General features: G+C 66.2%; 16 protein-coding genes. 1 reads left to right on the top strand and 15 read right to left on the bottom strand.

The features are described 5' to 3' along the window. Positions 1 to 45: 45 nt before the first annotated feature. Genes lpxB through lpxA form a run of 3 tightly spaced genes read right to left on the bottom strand, consistent with a single transcriptional unit; the run spans position 46 to position 2,890 of the window. The gene (lpxB, locus tag AABA86_RS19615; RefSeq protein WP_338307981.1) at positions 46 to 1,224 is read right to left on the bottom strand and encodes a lipid-A-disaccharide synthase; all 1,179 of its coding nucleotides are present in this window, start codon (positions 1,222 to 1,224) and stop codon (positions 46 to 48) included. Further along, positions 1,221 to 2,078 (bottom strand): LpxI family protein, encoded by an 858-nt coding sequence (locus AABA86_RS19610; protein WP_338308193.1) that lies wholly within the window; start codon positions 2,076 to 2,078, stop codon positions 1,221 to 1,223. The genes lpxB and AABA86_RS19610 overlap by 4 nt, the downstream gene beginning before the upstream one ends. A gap of 20 nt (positions 2,079 to 2,098) precedes the next feature. Further along, entirely contained in the window at positions 2,099 to 2,890 is a 792-nt protein-coding gene (lpxA, locus tag AABA86_RS19605; protein WP_338307980.1) for an acyl-ACP--UDP-N-acetylglucosamine O-acyltransferase, read from the bottom strand. 175 nt (positions 2,891 to 3,065) lie between these two features. Between lpxA and AABA86_RS19600 the strand changes: the two genes are divergently transcribed. Then, positions 3,066 to 3,389, top strand: a complete 324-nt coding sequence (locus tag AABA86_RS19600; protein ID WP_212250911.1) for a KTSC domain-containing protein — start codon at positions 3,066 to 3,068, stop codon at positions 3,387 to 3,389. Between the two features lie 27 nt (positions 3,390 to 3,416). Here the strand turns inward: AABA86_RS19600 and fabZ are convergent, their stop codons facing one another. From fabZ to AABA86_RS19540, 12 genes are all read right to left on the bottom strand, one after another. Continuing rightward, positions 3,417 to 3,878 carry a 3-hydroxyacyl-ACP dehydratase FabZ gene (gene fabZ / locus AABA86_RS19595; RefSeq protein ID WP_028141522.1) on the bottom strand — a complete coding sequence of 154 codons (462 nt, stop codon included), beginning with the start codon at positions 3,876 to 3,878 and terminating at the stop codon, positions 3,417 to 3,419. Continuing rightward, positions 3,875 to 4,942, bottom strand: coding sequence for a UDP-3-O-(3-hydroxymyristoyl)glucosamine N-acyltransferase (gene lpxD / locus AABA86_RS19590; protein WP_212250909.1), 1,068 nt, complete (start codon positions 4,940 to 4,942; stop codon positions 3,875 to 3,877). Before lpxD ends, fabZ begins: the two co-directional genes overlap by 4 nt. Before the next feature lie 125 nt (positions 4,943 to 5,067). Further along, on the bottom strand, positions 5,068 to 7,602 hold the full coding sequence (gene bamA, locus AABA86_RS19585) for an outer membrane protein assembly factor BamA (protein WP_212250907.1): 2,535 nt from the start codon (positions 7,600 to 7,602) through the stop codon (positions 5,068 to 5,070). Positions 7,603 to 7,779: 177 nt separating this feature from the next. Next, positions 7,780 to 8,931, bottom strand: a complete 1,152-nt coding sequence (gene rseP / locus AABA86_RS19580) for an RIP metalloprotease RseP (RefSeq protein WP_038949774.1) — start codon at positions 8,929 to 8,931, stop codon at positions 7,780 to 7,782. Positions 8,932 to 8,975: 44 nt separating this feature from the next. Next, positions 8,976 to 10,199, bottom strand: a complete 1,224-nt coding sequence (gene dxr, locus AABA86_RS19575) for a 1-deoxy-D-xylulose-5-phosphate reductoisomerase (RefSeq protein ID WP_212250905.1) — start codon at positions 10,197 to 10,199, stop codon at positions 8,976 to 8,978. 4 nt (positions 10,200 to 10,203) lie between these two features. Continuing rightward, the gene (locus AABA86_RS19570) at positions 10,204 to 11,046 is read right to left on the bottom strand and encodes a phosphatidate cytidylyltransferase (protein WP_338307979.1); all 843 of its coding nucleotides are present in this window, start codon (positions 11,044 to 11,046) and stop codon (positions 10,204 to 10,206) included. Next, on the bottom strand, positions 11,043 to 11,801 hold the full coding sequence (locus tag AABA86_RS19565; protein WP_338307978.1) for an isoprenyl transferase: 759 nt from the start codon (positions 11,799 to 11,801) through the stop codon (positions 11,043 to 11,045). The genes AABA86_RS19570 and AABA86_RS19565 overlap by 4 nt, the downstream gene beginning before the upstream one ends. 11 nt (positions 11,802 to 11,812) lie before the next feature. After that, positions 11,813 to 12,376: a ribosome recycling factor gene (gene frr / locus AABA86_RS19560; protein WP_026202318.1), complete on the bottom strand. Its 564-nt coding sequence runs from the start codon at positions 12,374 to 12,376 to the stop codon at positions 11,813 to 11,815. A gap of 70 nt (positions 12,377 to 12,446) precedes the next feature. Next, complete coding sequence (pyrH, locus tag AABA86_RS19555) at positions 12,447 to 13,163, bottom strand: UMP kinase (protein WP_212250900.1); 717 nt, start codon at positions 13,161 to 13,163, stop codon at positions 12,447 to 12,449. A 60-nt stretch (positions 13,164 to 13,223) separates the two neighbouring features. Further along, complete coding sequence (tsf, locus tag AABA86_RS19550) at positions 13,224 to 14,147, bottom strand: translation elongation factor Ts (RefSeq protein WP_212250899.1); 924 nt, start codon at positions 14,145 to 14,147, stop codon at positions 13,224 to 13,226. 132 nt (positions 14,148 to 14,279) lie between these two features. Next, the gene (locus tag AABA86_RS19545; RefSeq protein WP_212250898.1) at positions 14,280 to 15,272 is read right to left on the bottom strand and encodes a 30S ribosomal protein S2; all 993 of its coding nucleotides are present in this window, start codon (positions 15,270 to 15,272) and stop codon (positions 14,280 to 14,282) included. A gap of 232 nt (positions 15,273 to 15,504) precedes the next feature. After that, complete coding sequence (locus AABA86_RS19540) at positions 15,505 to 18,078, bottom strand: caspase family protein (RefSeq protein ID WP_338307975.1); 2,574 nt, start codon at positions 18,076 to 18,078, stop codon at positions 15,505 to 15,507. Positions 18,079 to 18,184 lie beyond the last annotated feature (106 nt).

The following is an 18,184-nucleotide window of genomic DNA, read 5'->3' as shown; positions in this document are numbered from 1 at the left end:
TCGTGGGCACGCTTTCGCTTTTGCCCACCCGACGAGACCGTCGCCCTATCGCCGCACGCTCCGCATCGTCGCCAGCACGATGTCGGCGGCGAGCACGCTCGGTGACTTGTTGCCGGTCGACATGATCTGATCGAGTTGGCCAAAGGCCTCGACCTGCTGCCTCCGCAGCGGCGAATCCGTCAGCACCTCAGCGAGTGCCGGCGCCAGCTTCTCCGGCGTGCATTCCTCTTGCAGGAACTCCGGAATGACATCTCTGCCGATCACGAGATTGGCAAGGATCACCGAGGAGACGCGGATCGCGCGGCGCAGGATGAAGGCCTCAAGTGCACCGACGCGGTAGGCCGTCACCATCGGAATACCCGACAGTGCGAGCTCCAGCGTCACCGTACCGGATTTGGCCAGTGCCGCACGCGCGATCCGGAACACGGCGCGCTTCTCGTTTTCGCCGGTCACGACCCTTGGCTTGATCGGCCAGCTCGCGATGCCTTCGCGGATCGTGGCTTCGAGATGCGGCATGGTCGGCAGCATCAGTTCGAAGGCGTGGCCTTCCGCCTGCAAGCGGCCGAGCGCCCCGCCAAACACCTCGAGATGGTGCCTGACCTCGCTGCGGCGGCTGCCGGGCAGCACCAGCAGCACCGGCGGCTCACTGTTGCGGCGTGCCTGCTCCTCCGCGTTCGGCCGCAGCGAGGCCAATTGCTCGATCAGGGGATGGCCGACATAGCTGCAGGGCGGTCCGCCGAGCTTGCGGTATTCCTCGGGCTCGAACGGCAGGAGACCGAGCACATGGTCGACATAACCGAGCATGGTCCGCGCCCGCCCCGGCCGCCACGCCCAGAGCTGCGGCGAGACATAATCGACGATCGGGATCGCAGGATTCTTCGCGCGCACGCGGCGGGCGACGCGATGGGTGAAGTCGGGGCTGTCGATGATGACGAGCGCGTCCGGCGCGGCCTCGGCCACGGCGTCGGCCGTCTCGCGGATCAGCCGCAGGATCTTCGGCAATTGCTGCACCACCGCGGCGAAGCCGACGATCGACAACTCCTCGATCGGAAATAGCGATTCCAGCCCCTCGCGCGCCATGGTGCGGCCGCCGACGCCGACGAACTGCACGCCGTCGCCGAGGCGCTGGCGCAGCACCTTCATCAAGGCGCTGCCGAGCCGGTCGCCGGATTCCTCCGTGGCGATCAGGAAGATCTTGCGCTGGGGATCGCGCGACTGCATCACGCCGGCAGACCGATGACGAAAAGATACTTTGCGTCCGCGAGGGCGATCATCGCCTGCGGCTCGGCGGCGATGGTGTTGCCGGCGATGACGGCGATACCGGCAAGGCCGGCCTTGGCGACGCCCTCGATGGTGCGCGGACCGATCGTCGGCAGGTCGAAGCGCAGATCCTGGCTGCTCTTCGGCGCCTTCACCAGCACCCCGCGTCCCGTGGCCGCGCGGATGCGTCCCTCCTCGCGCAGCCGCGCGACGCGTGCGAGCAGCGCGTCGGTGCCCTCGATATCCTCGACCGCCACCACATGGCCGTCGATCACCACCGCAGCCTGACCGATGTCGAACGGACCGAGCGCAGTCAGCACCGCGCGTCCGCGCGCAATGTCGGTCTTGCTGTTGTCGTTCGGCCAGGCGCGGCTGATGCAGCCCTCGGGCATCAACAGATCGGGTGCGAGGTCCTTGATGCCAACCATGCGAAAGCCGTCCTGCTCGAGGATGCGGCCGACGCCGGACAAGAGATGATCGTCGCCGCCGCGAAAGGCGCGGATGACATTGCCGAGCAACCGCATCGTCTTGACATCGAACCGGATCTCGGAGAGCGAGGGTCGCACCAAGGTGCCGATGAAGATCAGGTCGCGGCAGCCCTCCTCGCGGAACAGCCGCATCGCACGGCCGAGCTGGCCGACAGAGATCCAGCGATGGCGGAATTTCTCCACCCGGGCCGGATCGCAGGCCCCGCGCAGCGGAAACAGCACCGGAGTGATGCCGCGCGCGGCAAGCGAGTCGGCGACCGCGAACGGCATCGCGCCGCCGCCGGCGACGATGCCGACCGGCGATGAAATGTCCGACGCCGCCGATGTCATGTCCGCGGCCATGTTCGAAATCACTTCGCGATGGCGGGAAGACAGAGCGGGCGCTTGCCCTTGCCGATGAAGTCGAGGATTTCGGCGATCGCCGGATCTTCGCCTGCGAGCGGCCGCGAGGCCTCCAGCCGCTCGGCGAACGTGCCGGGCCCATGAAAGAGCTTTTGATAGAACCCGCGCACCGTCGCAAGCCGCTGCTTGGTGAACTTGCGCCGCTTCATGCCGATCAGGTTGAGGCCTTCCAGCGCCGCGTATTGGCCGTTGACCAGCCCGAACGGGATGATGTCGTCGCGCACGCCGCACACGCCGCCGACCATGACCTGCGGCCCGATGCGGGTAAACTGGTGCACTGCGGAGAGGCCGCCGATGAAGACGAAGTCGCCAATCTCGCAATGACCGCCAAGCGTCGCCGACGTCGCGAAGATCACGTCATTGCCGACATGGCAGTCGTGTCCGACATGGCTGCAGTTCATAAAATACCCGCGGTCACCGACCGTGGTGATGCCGCCGCCCGCGACGGTGCCGGCATTCATGGTCACGGATTCGCGGATGGTGCAGCCCGATCCGATCTGGAGCTTCGTCAGCTCGCCCCTGTAGCTGAGCGACTGCGGTGGCGTGCCCAGGGAGGCAAAAGGATAGATGGTGCAATCGTCGCCGATGGTCGTCTGCGCGGTGATGTGCACATGCCCGATCAGCTTGCAATTCGCGCCGATCACGACATTCGGGCCGATGATGCAATAGGGCCCGATCTCGGTGCCCTCGCCGATCACGGCGCCGTCCGCGACCCGTGCGGTGGGATCAATCTTGCTCATCAAGCAATCTTACTCGTCAAGAAGGTCTGGTTATGCGTTGAAGTCGCTCAGTTTTCCGGTGGTTAGCGCGACTATGCCCGATCTGTCCAGTGACGTATCATCTCTGCCTGTTTCAAGTGCCGGATGAGGCGGCCTTCCTGGCTCCTCAACAACTTCATGCGGAGCTTCAGCTTTCATGGTCAGGGCCCTGGCACTTCTGCTCGCACAGCTCGCGGCCGCACCGATCGTGTCCGAGACGGTCGAGACCGGAGAACGCCGCCGCATCGACCTTGCGACATTCGAATGCCGCGACATCAGCCGCAGCACGGTGCTTCAGCGTGTCTGCTACGACCGTGCGCAGCACGACCTCGTCGTCGCGACCGGCGGCAGCTATGCGCGCTATTGCGGCGTCGCGGCCGAGACGGCCGACCGTCTCCTGGGCGCGCCTTCCATGGGACAGTTCTTCAACCAAAACATCAAGCGCGAGGCCCCCGGTGGCCGCTACGATTGCGGCGGGTGAACCCGCCCGGCGCGACCCGCGTGCTGCTCAGTCCGTCAGCATGGCGCCGACGTCGGCCTCCGCAACCACCTGCCCGTTCACCTTGGCGTCGCCGTGAAACCACCACATGGCCTTGCGGCGGCCGAGCGAGCGCATGTGATACTCGATGGTATCGCCGGGGAGCACGGGCTTGCGGAATTTGCACTTGTCGATGGTGAGGAAATAGACCGCCCGCGGCTTGTCGGTGCCCTCGACCGACTTGATGCCGATCACGCCCGCAGTCTGCGCCATGGCCTCGATCATCATGACGCCGGGATAGACCGGTCGCTCCGGGAAATGCCCCTGGAAGGCCGGCTCGTTGAAGGTGACATTCTTGATGCCGATGCCACTGTAATCGGCGCGGATGTTGATCACGCGGTCGATCAGCAGCATCGGAAAGCGGTGCGGCAGCGTCTGGAGGATGGCATTGATGTCCACCAGCTCGAACTTAACAGGTGATTCCTCCGTCATTCCCGTCCCTCGTCCTTCGGATCAGCCCTGCTGTCGCGTACCAGGCGCTCCACCGCGATAATTTCCTTGAACCACTGCTTGGTCGGCTTGGCAAAGAAGCCACCCCAACGACCGTTCGGCGGGATGTCGTCCTTGACGCCGCTCATTGCGGTGACCTGGGCTCCGTCGCCGATCTTGAGGTGGTTGTTGATACCAACCTTTGCTCCCAGCGCCACGTTGTCGCCGATCGTCAGGCTGCCCGCGAGGCCGATCTGGGCCGCCAGCAGGCAGTGCCGGCCGATCGTGACATTGTGACCGATCTGGACCTGATTGTCGATTTTGGTGCCCTCGCCGATCACGGTGTCGCGCAAGCTGCCGCGGTCGATCGTGGTCCCGGCGCCGACCTCGACGTCGTTCTGGATCAGCACCCGCCCGGTCTGGGGCACCTTCAGATGGCCCTCAGGGCCGAAGAAGATGAAGCCATAGCCGTCCTGGCCGATCGAGCAGCCGGGATGGATCAGCACGTTGTTGCCGATCAGGGCGCACTGGATCGCAGTGCGCGCCCCGACGTTGCAGTCCCGGCCGATCTTGACGCCGGGCCCGATCACCGCCCCGACGCCGACCACCGTGCCGCTGCCGATCTCCACATCCGGGCCGATCACGGCCAGGGGATCGACGATCACGCCGTCCTCGAGCCGGGCCGAGGGATCGATGATCGCCGACGGCGCGATGCCGTCATTGCCGACCCAGGATTGGGGCCTCAGCGCTTCGCCGTGCCATTCCCGCGCGATCCTGACGAAGGCCCGGAACGGCTGCGCCACCCGCAGCACGGCCACATGCGCCGGCACCTGCGCCTCGAAGCGCGGGCTTACCAGGCAAGCGCCCGCCTTGGTCGACTTGAGCTCATCGGCGTATTTGAGGTTGTCGAAGAACGCCAGATGCATCGGGCCCGCTTCGTCAAGCGAAGCAAGGCCCGTGATGATGTGGCCGCCCCTGGCGGGATCGACCAGCTGCGCCTTGGTCAGCGTGGCAATGTCAGCCAGCGTTGAGGCAGGCGGCTTTGTGAAGAAGGTCGGCTGCGCCATTCCACCCCGTCGCGGTCCGGCTTCGGCATGAAGCGGTCGAGCCGCATCATGCTCCATCTCTTGGATTGGCACGATCCCTATCGGAAACCGGCTCCAGTGATCCGGATCGTGCCGTGCTGATCGAATTAGAACGAAGTGCCGCCGCCGAACCTGAACTCCTGCGTGCGGTCGTACTTGCCCTTGCTGAGCGGCACGGCGTAGTCGAAGCGCAGCGGACCGAACGGCGACTGCCAGATCAGGCCGACACCGACCGACGAGCGGACGACCTTGCTGTCGTCATAGACGAGGCCGGTACAGGTGCCCGCCGACGACGGATTGACGGTCGAGGGGATGCAGCCCGGCACATTGACTTCATTCGTGCCGCCGACACCCGTCCAACTCGTCGGTCCCTTATAATCGTAGAGGCCGCCTGCGTCGGCATAGACCGCACCCTTCAGACCCACTTCCTTCGGCAGGAACCAGAACGGCATCTGCAGTTCGAGCGAAGCGCCCCAGTACTTGGTGCCACCGAGCGCGTCCTGCGAACCGAACGGGTTCAAATCGCGCGGGCCGATGCCGTTCGGGGCAAAGCCGCGGACGAGGTTCGAACCCATCTGGAAGTGATCGAGCATGCGCAGATCGCTGCCGATCTTGTTCAGCATGCCGCTCTGCACGCGGATGAGGCCGACGATGTCGGACACCAGCGGAGCATAGTACTTCGCATCGACGACGGACTTCAGATAGGAGACGTCGCCGCCGACGCCGGCGAAATCCTGACGGAAGTCGACGAGTAGACCATCGGTGGGGTTCTTGTTGTTGTCCAGCGTGTTGTAGGTCAGCGTATAGCCGAGCGCCGAGGTCAGGGTCTTGCCGTTGGCAAGCTCCTTGCGCACCGGCAGCGAGGCTTCGCCGTCGCTGTAGCAGCCGAGGCCGTTGGTCGAGCTGAGATCCGGAACACCGCCATTGGCATTGACGAAGGCCGGGCTCGGGTTGAAGGACGAACCGGCGTTGTTGTTACAGTTCGCCAGGTAGTACGGCAGCGTGATTTCCTGCTGGTAGATCGAGTAGCGCAGCTGCAGCGCCAGATCTTCACGCAGGGAGAAGCCTAGGCGCGGCGAGAAGCCGAGCGTCTTGGTGCCGTAGGAGATGTAGCTGTTGGACAACTGCTGGCGCTGATAGAGGTCGAGGCCGAGCGCGACGCGGTAGTCGAGCAGATATGGCTCGACGAACGACAGCGAGTAGCCGCGTGCATATTGGCCATAGGTCACCGACGCCTTGGCGAACAGACCGCGGCCAAGCAGGTTGCGCTCGGAGATCGAGACTTCGGCCAGCGCGCCGTCGGTGGTGGAGTAACCGCCCGAGATCGAGAAGTCGCCGGTCGATTTCTCTTCCATGTCGACGATCAGGACCACGCGATCGCTCGACGAGCCGGGCTCCGTCGTGATCTTCACGCTCTTGAAGTAGTCGAGGTTCTTCAGGCGCCGCTCGGCGCGGTCGACCAGGGCGCGGTTGTAGGCGTCGCCCTCGGAGATGTCGAACTCGCGGCGGATCACGTAATCGCGGGTACGCGTGTTGCCGCGCAGGTTGATGCGCTCGATATAGGTGCGCGGACCTTCGTCGATGTTGAACACCACGGAGACGGTGTGCGCCTCGAAATTGCGGTCGCCGCCGGGCCGGACCACGGCGAAGGCATAGCCGCGGCGCGAGGCCTCGATCTGCATCTCCTCGACCGATTTCTCGACCGATTCAACGTTGTAGAGCGAGCCGACATTGACGCGCGAATAGGCACGCATCGAGGTGGGATCGAAGTTCGGAATGCTGGAACGGAAGTCGAGCGCGCCGACGCGGTACTGCGATCCTTCCTCGATCTTGAAGGTGACGTTGAAGCCCTTCTTCTCCGGATCGTATTCGGTGAGCGCGGCCACCACCTGGACGTCGGCGAAACCGTTCTTGAGATAGAAGCGGCGGATCAGGTCGCGGTCGGCTTCGACGCGGTCGGGATCATAGATGTCACCGCTGGCCAGGAAGCTCAGCAGGTTCGATTCGCGGGTCTTGATGACGTCCCTGAGGCGGTAGGACGAGAATGCGACGTTGCCGACGAACTCGATCGACTTGACGCCGGTCTTGGCGCCCTCCTCGATCGTGAAGACGAGGTCGACGCGGTTGTTCGGCTGCTCGATGACCTCGGGCGTGACGCGCACGTCATAGCGGCCGGACCGGCGATAGATTTCAGCGATTCGCAGCGTGTCGGACTGCACCATGGCGCGGGAGAAGGTGCCGCGCGCCTTGGACTGGACTTCAGTGGTGAGCTGCTCGTCCTTGATCTTCTTGTTGCCCTCGAAGGCGATCCGGCCGATCACCGGATTTTCTACCACGGAGACGACGATCTGGCCGCCGCCGCCGCGGTTGATTCTCACGTCCTGGAACAGGCCGGTCTCGATCAAGGCCTTGAGGCCGTCGTCGATGGCGCCTTGATCCAGGCGGCCGCCCGGACCCGGCTTGAAATAGGAGCGGATCGTCTCCACCTCGACCCGGCGATTTCCTTCAACGGAAATCGACTGCACGGTCTGAGCAAGCGCAGACGAAGACACAAAAACAGCCCCGACCGGGGCAATCGCCGGCGCGCCGAACATGATCAGGGTTGCGAGCAAGCCCCCCCGGAGTCGCAGTCCAAACTTCATCGCGCAACGCGCCCTTATCATTCCGAGCCAGACCCAACCCCAACGCCGGTCTGGAAGATTCCCCAAGTTCAGGCCGCTTGTAGCCAATTTCACCGACGCCGCAAACGGCCGAAAGCGTCGTAATTTCAATTTCATTCCAAGACGTTGCTCATCAGCAACGCCACAAAAAAGCCGCCATCAGGATGCCGCCATCCGCAAGATGTCGTTATAGGTCGCGAACACCATCAACATCAGCACCAGGCCGAGCCCGATTCGGAACCCCATCTCCTGAGTCCGCTCGGACAGGGGCCGGCCGCGGACGACCTCCGCCGCATAGAACATCAGATGGCCGCCATCGAGCAGCGGGATCGGGAACAGGTTCAGCAGGCCGATCGACACCGACAGCACCGCGCAAAGGTTGATCACGAACTGGAACCCGGCGCTGGCCGCCTGCCCCGACATCTTCGCGATGCCCAGGACGCCGCTGACCTCGTTGGGATTGCCGTTTCCGACGAACAGCGAGCCCAGGAACTTGAAGGTGCTGGTGATGATGAACCAGACCTGCTCGACCCCGATCTTGAGCGCCTCGCCGATGCCCACCGGGGCGGTCGATGCCTCGCCGGCCTGCGATTTGTGCTCGACGCCGAGCACACCGAGGCGGTGGCTGTTGCCGAACGGATCCTTGCGCTCGAGCAGCGCCGGCGTTGCGGTCAGCGAGACGATGGCGCCGTCCCGCTTCACCTGGAAGGCAAGCGCCGAACCCGCATTCATCGCAACGATTCGCTGCATGTCGGCAAAGCTCTCGATCGGCTTGCCGTCGATCTGGACGACGACATCCCCGATTTTGAAGCCGGCCGCAGCCGCGGCGCCATCGGCGACGACGCCGTCGACGCGCGCGATCGTGCTCGGCTTGCCGTAATACAGCGCCATGCCCGCGAAGATCAGCGCGCCCAGGATGAAATTGGCGATGGGTCCGGCCGCGACGATGGCGGCGCGCGGGCCGACCTTCTTGTGGTGGAAGCTGCCGGCCCGCTCCTCGGTCGTCATGGCCGCGAGCGTCTGGGCCGACGGGGTCGAAGCCTCGCTCTCGTCGCCGAAGAACTTGACGTAGCCGCCGAGCGGGATTGCGGAGATCTTCCAGCGGGTGCCGTGGCGGTCATTGAAACCGACCAGCTCAGGTCCGAAACCGAGCGAGAAGGTCAACACGCGCACGCCCGCCCAGCGCGCGACCAGGAAATGGCCGAGTTCATGGAAGAACACGACGATCGTCAGGACGAACAGGAAGGGAACCGCGTAGCCGAGGAGCCCATGGCTCAACGTATTGAAACTATGGACAAAAAAGTCGATCATCGAATTCCCTCATCCAGCGCCGCAAGGCCCTGGCCCCGAACCATCTAGGATGCCTTTAAGGCAATTTGAGGCAATAGGGCGGCAGCTCTATTTCGAGCAACATGGTCAACAGAGATTGCATCATCGGCGGACGTCAGCGGCGCCTGGTTCCCGCCGCGGATCCAGTCGTCCAGTGTAGCCTCCACCAGCCGGGCAATCGCGCCGAACCGGATCTTGCCGGCGATGAAGGCGGCAACCGCGACCTCGTTGGCCGCATTGTAGACGGTGGTCGCCCCCTTCCCGGTCCGGAGCGAATCGAAAGCCAGCCGTAGTCCGGGGAAGCGCTCGAAGTCCGGCGTTTCGAAAGTCAGCTGGCCGATCTTGGCCAGATCCAGCTTGGCCGCCGGCCCCTTGATCCGGTCGGGCCAGCCGAGGCAATGCGCGATCGGGGTGCGCATGTCGGGAGCGCCGAGCTGGGCCATCACGGAGCAGTCGGAGAACTCGACCATGCCGTGGATGATCGACTGCGGATGCACGAGGACGTCGATCTCGTCGGGCGCGAGCGCGAACAGATAGGACGCCTCGATCACCTCGAGCCCCTTGTTCATCATCGACGCCGAATCGATCGTGATCTTCTGGCCCATGCTCCAGTTCGGGTGCTTCAGGGCCTGCTCCAGCGTCGCCTGCTCGATGTCGGCCGGCTTCCAGGTGCGGAACGGGCCACCCGACGCCGTGATGATGACGCGGACCAGTTCATCGCGATTCCCGGACGCCAAGGCCTGGAACAGCGCATTGTGCTCGGAATCGGCCGGCAGGATGCAGGCGCCCGCCTTCGCGGCGCGCTGCATGAAGAAATCACCGGCGCAGACGAGGCATTCCTTGTTGGCCAATGCCACATGCGCACCGCGATCGACCGCCGCCAGCGCCGGCTTCAAGCCGGCAGCGCCGCTCACGGCCGCCATCACCCAATCGGCCGGACGCGCGCCGGCCTCGATCACCGCGCTCTCGCCGGCGCCGCATTCGGTGCTGGTCCCGGCTAACGCGGCCTTGAGCTCGGCGAGCTTGGAGGTGTCGGCGATCGCGACGTAGCGCGCGGAAAACTCCTTCGCGAGCTTTGCCAGCGCTGCGACATTGCTGTTTGCCGTCAACGCCTCGACGCGGTAGCGCTCGGGCGAGGCGCGCAGCAGATCCATCGTGCTGTCGCCGATCGAGCCGGTGGCGCCGAGGACCGTGACGCTGCGGACGCTGGACGCCGCAGCCTTGTTGTTACGCAATGGGACCGCGCTCATATCCTCACCAAACCATAAGACCGCTTCCGGCGCTATGCACACCATGGCGGAGAAAGCCGATAATCCATGCCATCAGGATGGCGGCGACAAAGCCGTCCAGGCGGTCCATTAGCCCGCCATGGCCGGGAATTAAGTGACTGGAATCCTTGACACCGAAGCGCCGCTTGACCGCGGATTCGAATAGATCGCCCAACGCCGACACCACCGAAAGGATGGCGCTGACGAGCAGCAATGGCGCCATCTTTCCGAACCCGCAAGCCGCAAAGCCCACCGCAACCAGAAGACTTGCGGCGAAGCCGCCCAGCGCCCCGGACCAGGTCTTTTTCGGGCTCACGCGCGGCCAGAGCTTCGGCCCGCCGATGCTGCGACCGGCAAAATAACCGCCGATATCGGTCGCCCACACCACCAGCAGCACGAACATCAGCGCGGAGAAGCCGTTGACGAGATCCTTCCGCAACAGGATCGACGCCAGCAACGCCGCCGCCGCATAGGCAAAGCCCGTCGCCGCCCAGATGAACTTGCCGCGCGCAATCAGCGTCACGATCGCGCCGCCGACGAGGCCGACGACGACGGACGTCTTCAGCCCGCCAAAAGCAACGGCGGCCCCCATCATCGCGATGACGATCGTCCCTGCCCCGGTCAGCGCCGCCGAGCCCGCGCCGACAACCGTCAGCCATTCCGCGAACAGCCCGATCGACACCAGGGTGACGAGCAGCGCCCACATCCAGCCGCCCGCATAAGCGACCGCGATGGTCAGCGGCGCCAGCACCAGTGCAGCGAGGACCCGCATCACCAGATTGCTCGGGGCAGGCTTGGCGCCCGCCGGTGCGGCGTCTTGTTCGCTCACGAGGCGGTTTTCGCGACCAGGCCGCCGAAACGGCGCTCGCGCCTGGCGAATTCGGCGATCGCGCTTTCCAGCGCCGCCTTGTCGAAATCGGGCCAGTGGATCGGCACGAACACGAGCTCGCTATAGGCGGCCTGCCACATCAGGAAGTTGGACAGGCGCTGCTCGCCGCTGGTGCGGATGATGAGATCGGGATCGGGAATGTCGGGCGCATCGAGATGCGCGCCCAGCGTCTCCGCGTCGATCGTATCAGGGTTGCGCCTGCCCTCCGCGACCTCGCGCGCGAGCTTCTGCGCCGCCTTCGCGATCTCCTGCCGCGAGCCGTAGTTGAAGGCGACGACGAGCGTCAGGCGCGTGTTGTCGCGCGTCAGCTCCTCGGCCTCGTTGAGCAGCGCGCAGATGTCGTTCTCCAGCCCGTTGCGCTCGCCGATGATGCGGACCTTGACGCCGTCGCGATGCAGGCTGGCGAGATCATTGCGGATGAAGCGGCGGAGCAGACCGAAGAGATCGCCGATCTCGCTCGCCGGCCGCGACCAGTTCTCCGACGAGAACGAGAAGATGGTGAGATAGCGGATGCCGAGCTCGTGCGAGGCGCGCACCACGCGGCGCAACGCCTCGACGCCGCGGCGATGCCCCTCCGCACGCGGCAGACCGCGCGCGGCCGCCCAACGCCCGTTGCCATCCATGATGATGGCGACATGTGCGGGCGCCTCGGACCGATCGGGTCCTTCCGTTGCGGGCGCGGCGGCGTTGGACATTGAAGGTGGCCTTAAACGGTGAGGATTTCTTTTTCCTTGGCGGCCAGCAACTGGTCGATTTCCGTGATCGTACCGTCGGTCGCCTTCTGCACCTCGTCGGCGTGGCGCTTCTGGTCGTCCTCGGACATCTCGTGGTTCTTCTCGAGCTTCTTGAGGACGTCGAGGCCATCGCGGCGGACGTGGCGCGCGGCAACCTTGGCGGCCTCAGCATATTTATGCGCGACCTTCACCAGTTCCTTGCGCCGTTCCTCGTTCAGCTCGGGGATGCGCAGGCGCAGCACCTGGCCTTCGGTCGCGGGCGACAGGCCGAGGTTGGAATCGACGATCGCCTTCTCCACCGCCTTGACCATCGACTTGTCCCAGACCTGCACCGAGATCAGGCGCGGCTCCGGCACGCTGACGGTGGCGAGCTGGTTGAGCGGCATGTGACTGCCATAAGCGTCGACCTGCACCGGATCGAGCATCGAGGCGGAGGCGCGCCCCGTCCGCAGGCCGCCGAGCTCGTGCTTGAGGGACTGGACGGCGCCCTGCATGCGGCGCTTCACTTCGTTGAGGTCGAAAGTACCCGTGGGCATCACGTTTCTCCTTCAAGATCCCGGCGACTGCTCCCGCGACCTTCCCAAAAGGCGCGCGACGGTTGAGCGGTCAGCCGGCGACAATGGTTCCGTGGCCGACGCCACGTAGAATCGCGCCGATCGAACCCGGCTCCGCGATCGAGAATACGATGATAGGCAGAGACGTCTCGCGGGCAAGCGCGAAGGCGGTCGCATCCATCACCTTGTAGCCGCCCTCGATCGCCTGCGAATGGGTGAGCCGGTCAAACCGCGTGGCGGCCGGATCCTTCTTCGGATCGGCCGAGTAGACGCCGTCGACATTGGTGGCCTTCAGAACCGCCTGGGCGCCGATCTCGGCGGCGCGCAGCACTGCGGTCGTATCTGTGGTGAAGAACGGATTTCCGGTCCCGCCGCCAAGCAGCACGATCCGGCCCTCGGCGAGATATTTGTGCGCCGCAGTGCGGGTGAACAGCTCGGAAATCTCGGGCATGACGAAGGCCGACAGCGTGCGCGCCGGCGTGCCCTTGCGCTCGATCGCCGATTCCAGCGCGAGGCAGTTCATCATGGTGGCGAGCATGCCCATGGTGTCGCCGGTCGGGCGCGACACACCGCGGGCGGAGACCTCGACGCCACGCACGATGTTGCCGCCGCCGATCACGACCGCGACCTCGGTGCCGAGCTTGCGGGCCGCGATCAGATCGTCCGCAACCCGGTCGACGGTCGGCTGATCGATGCCAAAGCCTTGCTGTCCCGCGAGATATTCGCCGGACAGCTTGATCACGACGCGACGATAGACCGGATCAGTCATGAGCACTTTCCTCGTCCGGGCGCCGCTTCCGGCGGCACGCCGGAAGGAACGTCCCGGCGCTTACTTCTTGCCGCTGGCCGCGGCGACCTCGGCTGCGAAGTCGCTTTCCTGCTTCTCGATTCCCTCACCGAGAGCATAGCGCACAAAGCCGGCGATCTTCAGGGCGCCGCCGACCTTGCCTTCGGCTTCCTTCAACGCCTGCGCCACCGACTTGCCGGTGTCGTGGATGAAGGCCTGCTCGAGCAGGCAGACTTCCTTGTAGTAGGTCTTGAGGCCGGACTCGACGATCTTCTCGATCACGTTCTCCGGCTTGCCCTGCTGGCGGTATTTGTCGGCCAGCACATCCTTCTCGCGCTTGACGACCGCCGGATCGAGGCCGGACGGATCGAGCGCGAGCGGGTTGGCGGCGGCGATGTGCATCGCGATCTGCCGGCCGAGCGCTGCGAGCTCATCGGCCTTGCCGGGCGATTCCAGCGCCACGATCACGCCCATCTTGCCCGCGCCCTCGACGACAGCGCCGTGGACGTAGTTCGACACCACGCCCTGGCTCACTTCGAGCGAAGCGGCGCGGCGCAGCGTCATGTTCTCGCCGATGGTGGCGATCGCGTCGTTGATGGCGGCTTCGACCGTGACGTCACCGACCTTGGCGGCCTTGATCTTCTCGACATCGGCGCCGGCGTCGAATGCGACCTGCGCGATCATCTTGACCAGGCCCTGGAACTGACCGTTGCGCGCGACGAAGTCGGTCTCGGAGTTGACCTCGACCACGACGCCCTTGGTGCCCTTGGTGAGGGCGCCGATCAGGCCCTCGGCCGCGACGCGGCCCGACTTCTTGGCAGCCTTCGACAGGCCCTTCTTGCGCAGCCAATCCTGCGCCGCTTCCATGTTGCCGTCGTTTTCGGTCAGCGCGGCCTTGCAGTCCATCATGCCCGCGCCGGTCGACTCGCGCAGGTCCTTGACCATCGCAGCTGTGATCGTTGCCATCGTTGAAAATCCTTTGTGCCTGCTGGTTCGCCGCGGCGTGGCATCGAAGCGCCCCGCCGCGGTCCATCTCAGGGATTCGCGTCAACTGAAATGGTGGCCGGATCTTGTCCGGCCAACCCATCGCTCTCTTGACTATTCCGCTTCCGCGGTCAGCGCCTTGGCCTTGGCCACCCAGGCGTCCGCACGGCTCGGCAGACCGACTTCTTCGCCGATCGTGTGCGCGGTGTCGTGGTCGAGCTCGGCGAGCTGCCAGAAGTGGAAGATGCCGAGGTCGTTGAACTTCTTCTCGATCGCACCCGACACGCCCGGGAGCTTCTTGAGGTCGTCGGCGGTGCCGCGCGGACCCGCAAGGCCCTGGAAGCCGCTCGCGGTCGTGGGAAGCTCTTCAGCGACCGGACGGACCGAAGCGCCGACGTCGATGCCGGAATCGCCCTGGGCGCGCCCGATGCCGTCGATCGCGGCGCGCGCGATCAGGTCGCAATACAGCGCGATCGCACGGCCGGCGTCGTCATTGCCCGGCACCACATAGGTGATGCCCTTCGGGTCCGAATTGGTGTCGACGATCGCGGCGACCGGGATGTTGAGCCGCTGGGCTTCCTGGATCGCGATGTCTTCCTTGTTGGTGTCGATCACGAAGATCAGGTCGGGCAGACCGCCCATGTCCTTGATGCCGCCGAGCGAGCGGTCGAGCTTGTCGCGCTCGCGCTGAAGCGTCAGGCGCTCCTTCTTGGTGTAGGAGCTGGCATCGCCGCCCGACAGCACGTCGTCGAGGTGACGCAGGCGCTTGATCGAGGCCGAGATCGTCTTCCAGTTGGTCAGCGTGCCGCCGAGCCAGCGCGAATTGACGAAATACTGCGCGCAGCGCTTGGCAGCGTCCGCGACGCCGTCCTGCGCCTGGCGCTTGGTGCCGACGAACAGGATACGGCCGCCCTTGGCGACGGTGTCGCTGACCGCCTGCAAGGCGGTGTGCAGCAACGGCACGGTCTGCGCGAGATCGACGATGTGGATGTTGTTGCGGGCGCCGAAAATGAACGGCGCCATTTTGGGATTCCAGCGGTGAGACTGGTGACCAAAGTGCACGCCGGCTTCGAGCAGCTGACGCATAGTGAAATCGGGTAGTGCCATCGTTCTAATTCTCCGGTTGGTTCCTCCGGAAGCGTGTGAGCAAAACGGAGCGTTGTCGCCCCGGCTGCCACCGGACGGCCTTGTGAGCCATGCTTCCGTGTGAGATGCGGCGCTGTATAGCGCCATTTCGGCCAGAAGCAAGGAAATAAGGGTCTTTCGGGGGCGGTTTTCGCCCGCGAGAGGCCCTTTCCCTGGAGACCGGGCCGCTCCCTAGCGCCCGATTAGCACCCGATCAGCATTTGGGCTGGTTCGGCGGGCACTTCTTGGCCGCCGGCGGCGGGGCTGCGGGACGCGGCGGAGGCGCGGCCGGGCGCGGCGGAGGTGGTGGCGCAACGGCCATCCGCGGCGGCGGCGGGGGTGCCGGTCGAGCCACCGGCGGCGGTGGTGCGGGCCGCGCCATGGGCGGAGGCGCCGGCCGCGCGACGGCCACCGGAGGAGCCGGGCGTGGCGGCGGAGGTGCGGCCATCCTGGGCGGCGGCGGCGCCGACACCCGCGGTGGGGGTGGTGGCGTGGGCCGCGCCACGGCCTGGGGCCGCGGCGGCGGTGCAGCCGGCCTGGCCGCCTGCGGCGGGGCCGCCGATGGCAGATGCTGCGGCCGGATCGGCTCACGTGCCGCCGAAGGCGGCGGCACGATCGGTCTGCCGGCCGCGGCCGGAGGCGTCGCCGGCGCGCCCGCAGCGGCCGGCGGCGAGCCGGCAGGCTCACGGGTCGCAGATTTGGGGTGATCGGCAGGCCCGGTGCCGGGCGGCGTCTGTGCCACCGGCGGCCTGGGGGGCTGGCCCGGCACAGCAGTCGGGTTGGCCGCAGGGGGCGCAGCATTGGCCGGCGCGGCGGCCGTTGGCGCATTGGAATGAGCAGGCAACGTTGTGCCGGGCAACGTTGCGCCGGGAGCAGCCGCCGTCGGCGCCCCCGGACGAGCCGGCGGTGTCGCACCGGGTGCGGTCGCCGTCGGCGGCACGGGCCTTCCGCCCGGCAAAGGCCCCGCCCCCGCTGGCGGCGCCGGCGGACCGCCATGGGCACCAGGAACCGGCAGCGTGTTGGCCTGGGGCAGCCTGGTCTGCGGAGCAAGTGTGGGCGCCGTCTGCGGCCCGATGGATGGCGCTGCGGTCGGCGCTGCGGTCGGCGCGACAGCCGTCGGCGTCGCCGGAGGCGTCCCGGGCCTCGCCGTCGGCTGGATCGTCGCGCTCGGCGGCATCGGCGCCTTGCCCTGCTGGATCAGCGCGGCGCGCTGCACGACTGCCTGCGGTACGGCGGGCCCGGCCGGGTTGGCGCGGCCCGCAATCGCTGGCGCCAGATTGCCCGGTCCAGCTCCTGCCCCCGGTCCAGCTCCCGCCCCCACAGCCGGTGCTGGTGCCGGCGGGCGGTTGATCACGGTGTTGATCACCGTCGTATTATGGATGTTCTGGTAGATGATGTTGTTCGGCGGCGGCGCGACATAGACCGGCGGCCTGACGAACACCGGGATCGGCACGAACACTGGCTGCGGCAGCACGAACAGGCCGACCACGGGCAGCGGCGGCGGCAGCACGACGAAATCCGGCGGCGGCGGCGGCAGATAATAGACCGGCGGCGGCGGTGGCGGCGCGAAGCCGAAATCGGGATCGCTGAAATACAGCACCGGACGGTCGACATAGACCACCTCCTCCGGCGGCGGCGGCGGCACGTCGTAGTCGATCATCGCAAAGCTCGGCGGCGGCTCGGCCGGCGCGGTGAGGATCGCGAGGCGCCGGCGCGCGTCCGCCGCATGCGGCCCGCGCGGATAGCGGCGCAGATACGACCAATAGGCTTCCGGCGTGTCGTTCCGGTAGGTGCGCCGCCAGGTGATCGCCTCGCGGCGCGCCGCCACGATCGCCATCACGCGCTTGGCCATGGGATCGCCGGGATAGGCCGCGAGAAACTCCTCATAGGCCGGCAGCGTGTCGCGCTCGAGCGCGGCAGCATAGGCATCCTGCACGCCGAGATCGCGGATCGGCTTGCTCCGGATCGCGGCGACCTGGTCGGGCGCGGCCTCCGGCGGCGGCGCGTCGGGCCCGCGCTCGAAGAACGAGAATGGCGCCGAGATCTTCTGCTCGTTCCAGGGCACCTGCGCGCCCTTGGAGGCCTCGTTGACGCGCAGGCGAACGCGATCGAACACCTCAGGCAGCGGCAGGCCGCCGGTCCGGATCATCTCGGCCAGCGACTGGGCGTAGATGCCGTAAGGCCCCGCCTCCTCCGGCGCGACCGTGCCGGGTGCCGCGTTGAACGCGATCAGCATGTTCGGCTCGGGCTCGACCAGCGCCAGACCGCTCGCGATCGGCTGGCCGCCCTCGATGAAGGGCTGCGCGCGGGCCGCGTCGAGCACGAGGATGTTGGCCTTGAGCGGAATCGAAGCGAGCTGGCGCACATAGTCACTGACCCGCAAGGCCTCGGTCGGAACGTCGGTGTCGCGGGTGATGTTGGAATCGACCGGGATGAAATAGTTCTCGCCGGCCAGCTGCACGCCGTAGCCGGAAAGATAGATCATCGCGACGGTGCCCGGCCCCGAGGCCTGGGCCTTCTGGATGAAGTCGCGAAAGCTCTTGCGCAGCGTGTCGCCGTCGAGATCGCGCGCACCGACGACGTCGAAGCCGGCTGCCTGCAGCGTCTGCGCGATCAGGCCGGCGTCGTTCGCGGTCGTTGCCAGCGGCGACTTGGCATAGGCGCCGTTGCCGACCACGAGCGCGATGCGCTTTTCCTGCTGCTGCGCGCGGGCCGATCCCGGCGCGCCGGCGGCAAGGGCCACGATCGGCAGGAGAAGGCAAATGAAGACTCGAAACGTCCCACGCATGGCTTGCTTGCCCGCTACTGTAGTTGAGGTGCCACCACGCATGAGGCGCGCAGCCGGCTGAACGGCGGTTGAACGAAAAGCTCGGATTGAGGCGGTGACGTGGCCA

It is taken from the genome of Bradyrhizobium sp. TM233, assembly GCF_036247965.1.
Lineage (GTDB): Bacteria > Pseudomonadota > Alphaproteobacteria > Rhizobiales > Xanthobacteraceae > Bradyrhizobium > Bradyrhizobium ottawaense.
This window is presented reverse-complemented; position numbering and strand designations above follow the sequence as displayed.